The organism is Tsukamurella pulmonis (assembly GCF_900103175.1).
Lineage (GTDB): Bacteria > Actinomycetota > Actinomycetes > Mycobacteriales > Mycobacteriaceae > Tsukamurella > Tsukamurella pulmonis.
The window spans coordinates 18,239-30,964 of record NZ_FNLF01000001.1; the positions used below are offsets into that span (position 1 = coordinate 18,239).

At 70.6% G+C, this 12,726-nt stretch carries 11 protein-coding genes and 1 tRNA gene; 7 read left to right on the forward strand and 5 right to left on the reverse strand.

The annotated features are described in order from the left end of the window. Window positions 1-2: 2 nt before the first annotated feature. From BLQ62_RS00080 to BLQ62_RS00095, 4 genes are all read right to left on the reverse strand, one after another. Window positions 3-545 carry an FAS1-like dehydratase domain-containing protein gene (locus BLQ62_RS00080; RefSeq protein WP_231857553.1) on the reverse strand — a complete coding sequence of 181 codons (543 nt, stop codon included), beginning with the start codon at window positions 543-545 and terminating at the stop codon, window positions 3-5. A 197-nt stretch (window positions 546-742) separates the two neighbouring features. Beyond that, entirely contained in the window at window positions 743-1,297 is a 555-nt protein-coding gene (locus BLQ62_RS00085) for a TetR/AcrR family transcriptional regulator (protein WP_068564740.1), read from the reverse strand. A 218-nt stretch (window positions 1,298-1,515) separates the two neighbouring features. Next, complete coding sequence (locus tag BLQ62_RS00090; RefSeq protein WP_068564737.1) at window positions 1,516-2,874, reverse strand: cryptochrome/photolyase family protein; 1,359 nt, start codon at window positions 2,872-2,874, stop codon at window positions 1,516-1,518. Window positions 2,875-2,925: 51 nt separating this feature from the next. Continuing rightward, complete coding sequence (locus BLQ62_RS00095) at window positions 2,926-3,138, reverse strand: hypothetical protein (RefSeq protein WP_068564736.1); 213 nt, start codon at window positions 3,136-3,138, stop codon at window positions 2,926-2,928. A 363-nt stretch (window positions 3,139-3,501) separates the two neighbouring features. On the opposite strand from BLQ62_RS00095, the gene BLQ62_RS00100 reads away from it, so the two are divergent. Continuing rightward, window positions 3,502-4,665 carry a DICT sensory domain-containing protein gene (locus BLQ62_RS00100; RefSeq protein ID WP_068564735.1) on the forward strand — a complete coding sequence of 388 codons (1,164 nt, stop codon included), beginning with the start codon at window positions 3,502-3,504 and terminating at the stop codon, window positions 4,663-4,665. Window positions 4,666-4,816: 151 nt separating this feature from the next. On the opposite strand, the gene BLQ62_RS00105 is transcribed toward BLQ62_RS00100, so the two are convergent. Next, a tRNA-Leu gene (locus tag BLQ62_RS00105) sits at window positions 4,817-4,899 on the reverse strand. A gap of 212 nt (window positions 4,900-5,111) precedes the next feature. Here BLQ62_RS00105 and BLQ62_RS00110 point away from each other — a divergent pair. The 6 genes from BLQ62_RS00110 to BLQ62_RS00135 all read left to right on the forward strand — a co-directional run bounded on the left by BLQ62_RS00110 (window position 5,112) and on the right by BLQ62_RS00135 (window position 12,720). Continuing rightward, window positions 5,112-6,332, forward strand: a complete 1,221-nt coding sequence (locus BLQ62_RS00110; RefSeq protein ID WP_068564733.1) for an FHA domain-containing protein — start codon at window positions 5,112-5,114, stop codon at window positions 6,330-6,332. Between the two features lie 98 nt (window positions 6,333-6,430). After that, entirely contained in the window at window positions 6,431-6,895 is a 465-nt protein-coding gene (locus tag BLQ62_RS00115; protein ID WP_068564762.1) for an FHA domain-containing protein FhaB/FipA, read from the forward strand. After that, window positions 6,892-8,346: a PP2C family protein-serine/threonine phosphatase gene (locus BLQ62_RS00120; RefSeq protein WP_068537519.1), complete on the forward strand. Its 1,455-nt coding sequence runs from the start codon at window positions 6,892-6,894 to the stop codon at window positions 8,344-8,346. Before BLQ62_RS00115 ends, BLQ62_RS00120 begins: the two co-directional genes overlap by 4 nt. After that, complete coding sequence (locus tag BLQ62_RS00125; RefSeq protein ID WP_068537518.1) at window positions 8,343-9,767, forward strand: FtsW/RodA/SpoVE family cell cycle protein; 1,425 nt, start codon at window positions 8,343-8,345, stop codon at window positions 9,765-9,767. The genes BLQ62_RS00120 and BLQ62_RS00125 overlap by 4 nt, the downstream gene beginning before the upstream one ends. After that, the gene (locus BLQ62_RS00130; protein WP_068537516.1) at window positions 9,764-11,278 is read left to right on the forward strand and encodes a peptidoglycan D,D-transpeptidase FtsI family protein; all 1,515 of its coding nucleotides are present in this window, start codon (window positions 9,764-9,766) and stop codon (window positions 11,276-11,278) included. Before BLQ62_RS00125 ends, BLQ62_RS00130 begins: the two co-directional genes overlap by 4 nt. Beyond that, a complete protein-coding gene (locus BLQ62_RS00135; protein ID WP_068564731.1) occupies window positions 11,278-12,720 on the forward strand; it encodes a protein kinase domain-containing protein in 1,443 nt (480 codons plus the stop codon). Before BLQ62_RS00130 ends, BLQ62_RS00135 begins: the two co-directional genes overlap by 1 nt. Window positions 12,721-12,726: the final 6 nt, after the last annotated feature.

A 12,726-nucleotide genomic window follows, 5' to 3' on the forward strand; every position in this document is an offset into this window, starting at 1 on the left:
CGTCAGTCGCCGACGGCCGTGTAGGCGTCGCTGTCCGACGGCCCCGTACCGGTCAGCATGATCAGATCGGCCACCGCGTCGAGATCCACCTCCGGGCCGCCGGTCGCGGAGTGCGCGAGGGTGATGACCGCGGCGAGGTGCGGCACCCCCTCGGCGTAGGCGGTCACATCGATGACGATGATGTCGGTGTTCGCCTTGATCACGTGCGAGACGAGGCGCGCCCCGAAGCTGATCCGCTGCCCGATCCGCAGCGGTGCGAGCGCCGTGAACTGCTGGGCCGCGTGCACGATCCGGGACAGGTTGCAGTTGGGGATCGCACGGCTGACCAGCGCGGATGCGGCGTCGAACATCGGCGCCGCGAGCAGCGTGATGGGGATCGGGGTGTCCGCGGGCAGGATCCCGCGCACGCCGTAGGGGACGCTGGAGTCGCGGACGGCGCGGCTGAATCCCCGCACCACCTCCGAGCTCACCTCGTAGGCGTCGCCGTGCCAGATCTCCCACCCCTCGGGGCGGACGGCCTCCTGCTGCTTCACTGCCTCGCTCACATCATGTTTCTAGCGCATCGCCGCCGGCTCGGCACCACGAAGGTTTGTCGTACGATGGCATCTAATTCACCTGGGCGCGAAGGACGTTGAGCGCGAAGCCGCCCGCGGACCGCGCTCCGGACAGTCATGCGGATCACAGTGCGGGGTCCCCGGACCGCCCCGGGCCGCTCCGGACCGCCCCGGGCCGGCGCATCGGGTCACCGGCGCCGGTGCACCCGCGCCAGACGCCCGGCCAGGTAGCTCTCCACCGTCTCGGTGGAGAGCGGACCGAGCGCGTCGGCTTCCGCGCCGATCCCCCTGTCCGGCATCGCCGCCCGGATCAACGCCTCGCCCAGCACGATCCGCCAGATGCCGCGGACCGTCTCCGCCGCATCGTCGTCGTCGAGGCCGAGGTCCCGCACGCTCTCGACCAGATCGGCCAGGTGATTGGCGGTGAAGTCCTCCACCCCGATGTAGCCGTCGAGCAGCCCCGCGAAGACCCAGCGGTGCGCCTCGAGGTAGCGCACCATCGCCTCGGCGATCGCGACGGCGCGCTCGAACGGCTCCTGCGCGGGGGAATCGCGCCGGAAATCGACCATGCCGTCGTGGTGGCTGAACAGGAAGCCGAGCAGCTGGTTCTTCGACTCGAAGTAGTAGTAGATCCCCATCGGGCTCGTGCCGAGCCGCGCGGCGAGGTAGCGCATGGACAGCTTCGCGTACCCGTCCTGCGTCAGGATCTCGATCGCCGTCGCGACGATCTTGTCCCGGCTCATCCGGGGCGGTCTGCCTGGTCGGCCCGTCGTGTCCATACGCCGCGGCGCCTCCTGGTCGGGAATCTCGGTCACCAGGTATTCGGAGCCGACGGCGCGGCGGATGGGATCGGGATCGAGGTGTCCCGCCCCGGTCCCCGACGGCACCCGGCCCGATCCGGTCCGACCGGTCACCCGGACGGCGCGGGCGGCCAGGGAACCGCCGTCGCCGGGGCCCGCGATCAGGACTTCTTCGCGACCCGGTAGTGCTCGAGGGTCACCAGCCGCTCCTCGGCGTGATCGACGATCCGCTCCGGGTAGCCGTGGTCGTACCCCCCGGGGAGCTTCCACGGGGTGAGCGCCGCAGCGCCGCTCAGATGCCGGAGTTCCGGCACGTACGTACGGACGTACTCACCCCGTGGATCGAACTTCTCCGCCTGCGCGGTGGGGTTGAACACCCGGAAGTAGGGTGCGGCATCGGTCCCCGTCCCGGCGACCCACTGCCACCCGTGCGCATTGGACGCGGGATCGCCGTCGATCAGCAGGTCCTGGAAGTGCGCGGCGCCGTGGGGCCACCAGACGTGCAGATCCTTGGCGAGGAAGCTGGCGACCACCATGCGCACGCGGTTGTGCATCCACCCCTCGGCGAGCAGTTGGCGCATCCCGGCGTCGACGAGGGGGTACCCCGTCTCGCCCCGCTGCCATGCCTCGAACTCCGGCCCCGGGGCGGAGTACTCCAGGCCGGCGAGAGCCCCGGTGAGGTCGGTCGTCAGGCTCTCGGGGTGATGGTGCAGGACGTCGGCGTAGAAGTCGCGCCAGCACAGCTCGGACGCGAACTTCTCCGCTCCCTCGCCGGGTCCGAGCCCCGCCAGGAGGGTGCGGGGATGCACCGCGCCCACCTTGAGGTACGGCGACAGGCGCGAGGAACCGTCGAGGTCGGGGCGGTCGCGGTCGCGGGCGTAGCGGGCGAGGCCGTCGGCCAGGAAGCGGTCCCAGGCGGCCAGCGCGGCCTCCTCGCCCGCCGCCGGGAGCGCGATGCCGCAGGACCGGACCGCGGCGCGGAGCTCCTCCCGCACGTCCTCGTCGGGGCCCCCGCTCGGAGCGTTCCAGTGGATCTCGGACGGGAGCCGGGCGGGACGCGGCCAGCGGTGCTCGCGCCATGCGCGCTGGAACGCGGAGAACACCCGGTACGGCGACCCGTCGGCCTTGACCACCCGGCCGGGGGTGACGGCGTACGGCGAGCCCGTCTCGACCCAGTCGATCCCGTGCTCGGCGAGCGCCGCCCGCACGGCCGCATCGCGGCGCCGCCCGAACGGCGTGGTCTCGCGGCTGACGTGCACGGCGCTCGCGCCCACCTCACGCGCGACGGCCACCACCTCGTCGACGGGCACGCCACGGCGGAGGACGAGCCCGCCGCCCAGCTGCTCGTCGAGAGCGAGCACCGTGGCCGCGAACCACGCCTCGCGCGGCCGGGCACCGTCGTGCAGCAGTGCCGGATCGACGACGACCAGGGGAACGACCGGCCCGTCCTCGGCGGCGGCGCACAGCGCCGGGTTGTCGCGCAGCCGCAGGTCCCGACGGCACCACCAGATGGCGGTCACGCCACGCAGCCGTCGACGAAGGGGCGCCCGCGGTCCGCCGGCACCGGCACGTCAGGCCACCGACGGTGTCGCGTGCGGCCGTACCGGCTGGAGGTCGAAGCCACCGATGGCGATCGACTCCTCGCGTGTGTCGTAGCGGCTGCGACGATAGGCCTCCGCGAGCGCCCACAGGCGCTCGCCCACCCCGCAACCCTCGAGTTGGTTGGAGATCCGGCGCCCTTCGGGGCCTTCGAGCCAGTCCGCGAACAGCGGGTTCGATTCCATCGTGACTCCTTGGAGGTCGGCGTAGGACGCACGCTATGCCGCCGTGGAGATCCAGCACCAGCCCGCTCGCGACCATCGAGGCGATCCGGTGCGCGGCGGGAGATCGTCGCGCTGCTGGCGCGCTGGCGATTTCCCCTGCACTGCAGCGTCTTCCAGAGCCCGATCGCGGCGACCGTTACCTTTTCGTTACCTGGGTACCAATCGCATAACCCCCGCCGCGCGGCGCCCCGATCGCCCGCGATCGGGGCCACCATGGGGCGGTGACGTCCGGCCCTCACCTCAGCATGAATTGTGTGCTTCACTCTCCCCATGACGAGCACAGTTCCGCGGCCGCCCCGCACGGTCGCTGGAATAGAGGTTGATGTGCGACTCGCACCGGTGCGGCGGCTCGACGACGGGGTTCTCGCCGCCGTGGAGCTGCAACTGCGGGGAGCGCGCGGCGGATCCCTCGGATCAGCGCAGGATCTCCGCCGCGCGGTACGGATGGTCCACCAGAAGCGGGACTTCGACCTCCTCAAGGCCGAGTGCACGTCCGATCCGCTCGTCGATCACGTCCACCACCGGATCCCGGTGATCACCACGTTCGACACCCCGCACGTCGACGAATCCGTCGATCTGCTCGCGCCCGATCGGCTCATCCGGGTCCTGGCGTCGGTGCCGGCACGGGCGTTCACCGCCGCCCCGCACGCCACGATCGCGACGATCGCGCGCGCCCGGGAGCAGGGCACAACGATCTGCCTCGAGATCGGCGAGGACCACGATCACTCCCTGGCGCTGCTGTCCATCGTCGAGCCGGACGTCATCATCACCGCCCCGCAGCTGCTCCGCACGCCCGCATCGGCAGCGGCCGCGAAGGTGGTGCACTCGATCGCGGCGCACGTCGAGCGCTCCCACGCGGTGGTCATCGCCGAGGGCGTCCACGACGAGCGCGCACGGGCGGTCGCCGAGACGATCGGCGCGACCTACGGAATCGGCGACCTGTACCCGGCGCTCTCCGTCCCCGATCTGCTCGCGGAGCCCGTCGCGCCCATGCCGCCCACGCCCGTGTGGACCGCGCCCGACGTGGGGACGACCACGCCGTTCGCTCTGGCGACCCGGAACGGTATCGCGCGCCGCGGAACGAAGCACCTGCTGATCGAGATGAGCAAGACCCTCGAGGCGCAGGCCACGAGCCTCGGCTCGCCCATGGTCGCCGTGGGCACCTTCCAGCACGCCCGCCATTTCACCGTCGCGACCGCAGCGCGATGGCAGGCGATGGGCGACGAGATCGGGTTCGCCGGCGTCTACGGCGCCGGCATCTCCGTGTTCCGGGACGGCAACGTGCACCGGGCCCCGCTCGACCCCGACGATCCACTCGTCCACGAGTGGACGGTGGCGATCGTGGGGCCCCACTTCAGCGCGCTCATCGCGGCCAGGGACCTGCACGACAACGGCCCGGATCTGGAGCGGACGTTCGACTTCGTGCAGACCTTCGACCGCACCACGGTCACCCAAGCCATTCGGAGCGTGCTGCAGCGCTTCCCGTGACTCCGAGCGACGTCGAGGTCCGCCGTCGCCCCGCGTCCGCGGGCGCCGTGACGCACAACCGTCACTCCACCGCAGAAACGAAAGAACCCGGGGCCGTGCGCTCTTGTGAGCTCGCGACCCCGGGTTCTGCAGTTCGTGGAACTGCTCTCTGTGGGCGAAGGGGGACTTGAACCCCCACGTCCCGAAGGACACTGGCACCTGAAGCCAGCGCGTCTGCCATTCCGCCACTCGCCCGAGCGACCGGAGAAGATTAACACGATCCGTCGCGAGGCGCGAAATCGGAGCGCGACCTGGGGCTCCGACCTTGCCGGGGCACCGTCGTACGTGCTACCAAAGGGACAGTTGAGACCAATGGGGTTACGCTGACTTCGTCGTGCGTCGATCGCGGCTATCATCATTGGTCAGTACATGCATCACGACACGCTGAGGAAGGGGGAAGTCGTTCCATGGGAATCCTGCAGCGGTTCGAGCGCAAGCTCGAGGGCGCGGTGGGCGACGGCTTCGCCCGCGTCTTCGGCGGCAAGGTGGTCCCCCAGGAAGTGGAGGCCGCTCTACAACGCGAGGCTGAGGATCAGCTGCAAACCCTGGGAGACGGGGCGTACCTGGTACCCAACAAGTACGTCATCGCCGTCTCCCCCACCGATCAGGAGACCTTCGAGGCGGATCGCGAGCTCGCGATCCGCGCCTTCTCGAAGCACCTCGACGAATACATCCATGACAACGGCTGGCAGACTTATGGTGACGTGGTCGTGCACTTCGAGCAGTCACCAGGCCTGCACACGGGCCAGTTCCGGGCCCGCGGCACCGTGGATCCGGATGCAGTCCCCCAGAACCTTGTACCCCAGCGACCACCTGCAGAATCAGGAGCCGATTCGATGAGCAACAATCCCGGATACGACCAGGGACGGCACGGCGGCCAGTACGACCAGAGCGGCTACGACCAGCAGCAACAGCCGGGGTACGACCAGAACTACGGTCAGCAGCAGCCGGCGTATGACCAGAACTACGGGCAGCAGAACTACCAGCAGCCCGCCTACGACCAGGGCTACCAGCAGCCCGGGTACGACCAGGGCTACCAGCAGCAGCCCGCGTACGACCAGAACTACGGGCAGCAGAACTACCAGCAGCCCGCCTACGACCAGGGCTACCAGCAGCCGGGGTACGACCAGGGTTACCAGCAGCCCGGGTACGACCAGGGCTACCAGCAGCAGCCCGCGTACGACCAGAACTACGGGCAGCAGAACTACCAGCAGCCCGCCTACGACCAGGGCTACGCGCAGCCGGGGTACGACCAGGGTTACCAGCAGCCGGGGTACGACCAGGGCTACCAGCAGCCCGGCTACGACCAGGGCTACGCGCAGCCGCAGGGCGCCTACCAGCCCCAGTCGGTCACGCTGTACCTCGAGGACGGCTCCAACCGCACCTTCGCGCTGCGCGAGGGCGCCAACGTGATCGGCCGCGGCCAGGACGCCCAGTTCCGTCTCCCCGACACCGGCGTCTCCCGCCGCCACGTCGAGATCCGCTGGGACGGGTACGCCGCGGTCCTCAACGACCTCGGTTCCACCAACGGCACCTCGGTCAACGACGTCCCCGTCTCCAACTGGGAGCTCGCCGACGGTGACCGCATCCGCGTCGGCCACTCCGACATCGTGGTGCGCTTCCAGTAGATTTCACTTCGGGGCACGCGAAAGCAGACCCGTGGATCAGCGCCCGAACACCGGGCGCCGGACGAGTGTGCGTCGCAACGGACCAGGAGGGAGACACCGTGCAGGGACTCGTGCTGCAGTTGACCCGTGCGGGCTTCCTCCTGCTGCTGTGGTTGTGCATCTGGCTGGTCATCAACGCGCTGCGCTCCGATGCGCGCCTGGCGTCCGGCCTGCGGCCGCGCCAGAAGGAGGCGAAGGCGCCCCGTCGGGCCCTGTTCTCCCGCACCAGCAAGATCGCGAAGTACCTCGTGGTGACCCACGGGCCCCTCGCGAACACGCGGATCACGCTCGGCCAGCAGCCGGTGCTCATCGGCCGCGCCGACGACTCGACGCTGGTCCTCAACGACGACTACGCGTCGACCCGGCACGCGCGCCTGGCCCGCGACGGTGACGACTGGTACGTCGAGGACCTCGGCTCGACGAACGGCACGTACCTGGCTCGCAACAAGGTCACCACTCCCACCCGCGTCCCGCTGGGCACTCCGGTGCGCGTGGGCAAGACAGTGATCGAGTTGCGCCCGTGAGCCTCGTCCTTCGATACGCCGCCCGCTCCGACCGGGGCCTCGTCCGCAGCAACAACGAGGACTCGGTCTACGCCGGTGCGCGCCTGCTGGCGCTGGCCGACGGCATGGGCGGACACGCCGCCGGCGAGGTCGCCTCGCAGCTGATGATCAACGCCCTGGCCCCGCTCGACGACGACGAGCCCGGCGGCGATCTGCTCGGCACCCTCGAGACCGCGATGGTGTCCGGCAACGAGACCATCGCCGAGCAGGTCGTCGACGATCCCGAACTCGACGGCATGGGCACCACCCTCACCGCGATCCTGTTCGCCGGGTCCAAGCTCGGCCTGATCCACGTGGGCGACTCGCGCGGCTACCTGTGGCGCGACGGTCAGCTCACCCGCATCACCAAGGACGACACGTTCGTGCAGACCCTCGTCGACGAGGGCCGCATCACCGCCGAGCAGGCGCACACCCACCCGCAGCGCTCCCTGATCATGAAGGCGCTCACCGGGCACGAGGTGGAGCCCACGCTGACCCTGCGCGAGGCCAAGGCCGGCGACATCTACATGCTCTGCTCGGACGGCCTGTCCGACGTGGTCAGCGACGAGACCATCGGCGACACCCTCGAGCTCGCCGTCGAGGACGTCAGCGGCGCGGCCGACCGGCTCATCGAGCTGGCGCTGCGCTCCGGCGGCCCGGACAACGTCACCGTCGTGGTGGCGCGCGTCGAGGACACCAGCTTCGGCCAGAGCCGGCCCATCGTCGGCGGCGCCGCGAACGACGACGACGAGGACTACGTCCCGCCGGCCAACACGGCCGCAGGGCGCGCCGCCGCGTTGCGCCCGCCCAAGAAGGCGCCCCGTCGCGTCGTGGCGACGGACGTCGACGAGGACGAGCCCGCGAACCGGTCCCGCCGCAAGTGGGTCGCGCTCGGCGTGCTGCTGGTGCTGCTCGTGGGCGGCGCGGTGGGCGTGATCGTGACCCGCTCCATCGTCAACTCCAGCTACTTCGTGGCGGCCACCGACAAGGGCACCATCGCGATCTCCCACGGCGTCAAGGTCTCGCTCTTCGGCCGCTCGCTGAACTCGCAGCAGGAGGTCGTCTGCATCGCGGACACCCCCACCGGCGACGCCGCCGCGAACCAGGGCTGCACGCCGCTCACCGTCGACGACCTGACCCCGCGCGGCAAGGCCAACCTGGCCGGGCTGCCCTACGCGAGCTCGCTCGACGACGCCCGCGAGCAGGCCCGCAACCTCACCGACCGGGACAACCTGATGGAGCGGTGCGCGATCACCACCGTGATCGAGCCCCCGGCCCCGCAGGATCCGAACGCACCGGCGCCCGTGCCCGCGCCGCCGACCACCGTCGCGCCGCCCGCGGGCGAAACGCTCGCGCCGCCGCCCGCGCCCGTCACCAAGGTCGTGACGCAGACCTCGACGCCCGATCGTCCGTGCCGGGGAGGCCCGTCGTGACGGCGGCCACCACCAGCACTCCCGGCTCGGGCATCGCCCTCGACCCGAACCGGCGTTCCCGGACCTACGAGCTGGTCCTGCTCGGCGCCGCCGCGGTGGTGACGGGGACCTCGCTCGCGCTCGTGGAGTGGGCGCAGGAGCAGCGGATCACGCTCGACCTCGCGAAGTACGTGATCGCGTTCGTCGTGCTCTACGGCGCCGCGCACTACGCGGTGCGCCGGTTCGCGCCGTACGCGGATCCGATCATCCTGCCGGTGGTCGCGATGCTCAACGGCCTCGGCCTGGTGCTCATCCACCGGATGGACCTCGGCAACGCGCACGGCGAGAACGGCCGGATCACGCAGACCCAGGAGGCGAACCAGCAGATCCTGTGGACGCTGCTCGGCCTCGCGGTGCTGGTCACGGTGCTGGCACTGCTGCGCGATCACCGCACGCTCTCGAAGTACGCCTACACGATCGGCCTGGCGGGCGTGGTCTTCCTGGCGCTGCCGGCGCTGCTGCCGTCGAGCCTGTCGGAGATCAACGGGTCCAAGAACTGGATCAAGACGCCGCTGTTCAACATCCAGCCGAGCGAGATCAGCAAGATCCTGCTGATCATCTTCACCGCGGCCTTCCTGGTCTCCAAGCGCGACCTGTTCACCTCCGCGGGCCGCCGCGTCCTCGGTGTGGACCTGCCGCGCGCCCGCGACCTGGCGCCGCTGCTGCTGGTGTGGGTCATCGCGCTCGGCGTGCTCGGCTACGCGAACGACCTCGGCACCCCGATGCTGATCTTCTTCACCGTGCTGGCGATGGTCTACATCGCGACCGAGCGGATCGGCTGGATCGTCGTGGGCCTGAGCCTGGCGGTCATCGGCGCGATCACCGCCTACCAGCTCTTCCCCCATCTGCGCGTGCGCGTCGAGGTGTGGCGCGATCCGTTCGCCGCCTACGACACCATCGGCTACCAGCCCGCGCAGGCCCTGTTCTCGCTGGCCACCGGGGGGCTCGCCGGTACGGGCCTCGGCTCCGGCCGGCCCACGATGGTGCCCTTCGCCTCGACCGACTTCATCATGGCCGCGATCGGCGAGGAGCTCGGCCTGATCGGCCTCGCCGCCGTCCTGATGCTGTTCCTGGTGCTGGTCTTCCGCGGCTTCCGCGCGAGCCTGACGGTGCGCGACAGCTTCGGCAAGCTGCTGGCCGCGGGCCTGGCGTCGACGATGGCGATCCAGCTCTTCGTGGTCGTCGGCGGCGTCACCAAGCTGATCCCGCTGACGGGCCTGACCACGCCGTTCATGAGCTACGGCGGCTCGTCGCTGCTCACGAACTACGCGCTCATCGCCATCCTGCTCCGCATCTCCAACGCGGCCCGCGAGCCCAAGGTCGCGCGCAAGCCCGGCGCGCCGGTCCCCGACCGGCCGACCGAGATCGTGAAGCGCGTATGAACGCACCGATCCGCCGCATCTCCCTCGTCGTGGTCCTGCTCGTGGTCGCGTTGCTCGCCAACGCCACCTGGGTGCAGGTCTTCCGCGCCGACGAACTGCGCTCCGACAGCCGCAACGAGCGCGTGCTCCTCGACGAGTACGCGCGCCAGCGCGGCTCGATCCTCGCGGGCGGCCAGGTCATGGCCCAGTCGATCAAGACCGACGACCGGTACAAGTACCTGCGCACGTACCCGGAGGACATGGCGCGCGCCTACGCGCCGCTCACCGGCTACTACTCGATGATCTACAGCTCCAGTGGTCTCGAGCACGCCGAGGAGTCGGTGCTCAACGGCAGCGACGACCGCCTGTTCGGGCGCCGCGTCGTCGACCTGCTCTCGGGCCGCGACCCGAGCGGCGGCAACGTGGTCACCACGATCAACCCGGCGATGCAGCGCATCGCGTACGAGAAGCTGTCGACGGCGTGCGGGCCGAACGGCCCGTGCCACGGCGCGGCCGTCGCGATCGAGCCCGCGACCGGCAAGATCCTGGCGATGGTCTCGACGCCCAGCTACGACCCGAACCCGCTGTCGGCGCACGACACGAACGCGGTCTCCAAGACCTGGGAGCAGCTCAAGGACGACCCGGACAAGCCGATGGACAACCGGGCGACGGGCTGGACCTACCCCCCGGGGTCGACGTTCAAGGTGATCACCACGGCGGCGGCGCTCGCGCAGGGCAAGGGCATCGACCTGGACACCCGGCTCACGGCCGACAAGCAGATCACCCTGCCGGGTGGCGGCGGCACGACGCTGCAGAACTACGCGGGCACCACCTGCCCCGAAGCGTCGGGCGGTACCGTCAGCCTGTTGCAGGCGTTCCAGTACTCGTGCAACACCGCGTTCGTGGATCTGTCCACGGCGAAGATGCAGGACGGAGGAGAGGCGATCAAGGCGATGGCGAACAACTTCGGCGTCAATTCGACGCCCGATCCCATCCCGCTGCGGGTCGCGCAGTCGGTCACCGGACCGCTGTCCGACGGTGCCCAGACGGGCCAGTCGGCGATCGGCCAGCTCGACGTCGCGCTGACCCCGCTGCAGAACGCGGTGATCGCCGCGACGCTCGCCAACGGCGGCGTCCGGATGCAGCCCTACCTGGTGGACTCCTTCCAGGCGCCCGACCTGACCAGCTTCGGCGCGTCGTCGCCCAAGCGACTGGGCCAGGCGATCTCGCCGCAGGTGGCGGCGCAGATGCGCGAGCTGATGGTCGCCTCCGAGCAGCACACGAAGGGTTCGAGCGGTCGGGTGTCGATCGCCTCGAAGACGGGGACGGCGGAACACTCCCAGGGCCAGCGCGGCGGCGAAGCGCCGCACGCCTGGTACATCGGGTACGGCCCGGTCAACGATCCGAAGGTAGCGGTGGCGGTCATCATTGAGAACGGTGGAAACCAGGGCGAGGCGGCGACCGGTGGGTCGCTCGCCGCGCCGATCGGACGCGCGGTGATCAGCGCCGCGGGCAACGGGCAGGGGAACTGATGAGTCTGCAGACCGGATCGGTGATCGCCGACCGCTACGAACTCCTCCGGCTCATCGCCACCGGAGGCATGGGCCAGGTCTGGGAGGCCATGGACACCCGCCTCGACCGCCGCGTCGCGGTCAAGGTCCTCAAAGCCGAATTCTCCGAGGACCAGGAATTCCTCGCCCGCTTCCGCAACGAGGCCCGCACCACCGCCGCCCTCAACCACCCCGGCATCGCCGGCGTCTACGACTACGGCGAAACCGCCGACCAGGCCGGCGGCGCACCCCTGGCCTACCTCGTCATGGAACTCGTCAACGGCGAACCCCTCAACGCCGTCCTGTCCCGCCTCGGCCACCTGAGCCAGGCCCAGGCACTCGACCTGCTCGAGCAGACCGGCCGCGCCCTGCAGGTCGCCCACAGCGCCGGCCTGGTCCACCGCGACGTCAAACCCGGCAACATCCTCATCACCCCCACCGGGCAGGTGAAGATCACCGACTTCGGCATCGCCAAGGCCGTCGACTCCGCCCCCGTCACCAAGACCGGCATGGTCATGGGCACCGCCCAGTACATCTCCCCCGAACAGGCCTCCGGCGAGGACGCCACCGCCGCCTCCGACGTCTACTCCCTCGGCGTCGTCGGCTACGAATGCCTCGCGGGCAAGCGGCCGTTCTCGGGCGACGGTGCGATCACCGTCGCGATGAAGCACATCCGGGACCAGCCGGAGCCCCTCCCCGGGGACCTTCCGGCGCCGGTGCGCGAGCTGATCACCCTCACGCTGGGCAAGGACCCGCGCCAGCGCTACGCCAACGGCGGCGAGTTCGCCGATGCGGTCGCCGCGGTCAAGGCCGGGCAGCGCCCGCCGATGCCGCGCGGCTGGACCGGTGCCGCTCCCACGGCCGCCGCCGCGGCCCGCGCGCCCGAGACGGACGCCACGGCGATCGTCCCGCCGGCGAACCGCCCCGGCCCGCAGCCCGTCTCCCGCAACTCCGCGCCGACGCCGCGCGCGGCGGCACCGTCGACCAGGGCCGACGGTGGCGGCTGGACCAAGGCCCAGAAGACGATCCTCGCCGTCTCTGTGGTGCTACTGCTGATCGCCGCGGCGATCGTCGGCGGCTACCTGCTCACCAGTGGCGAGGACTCCCCGACGCCGGGGCCCTCGTCGAGCGTGGTGGACACGGGCACCGTCGCGCCCCCGCCGACCGGCACGTCGACGCAGGCCCGGCCGTCCAACCCGACGACCCAGCCGCCGAAGACGGTGACCGAGACGTCGACGGTGGAGCCCACCACGACGCCGCCGCCCCCGCCGCCGAAGCCGACGACGACCCCGCCGCCGCCGACCACCACGACGACGACCGCGGAGCCGACGACGTCGGAGCCCCCGATCACCGGTGGCGAGCCGACGACGAAGCCGCCGTGCACCGGTATCTTCGGGCTCCCCCTGCCCTGCAACGACAACTAACGGATA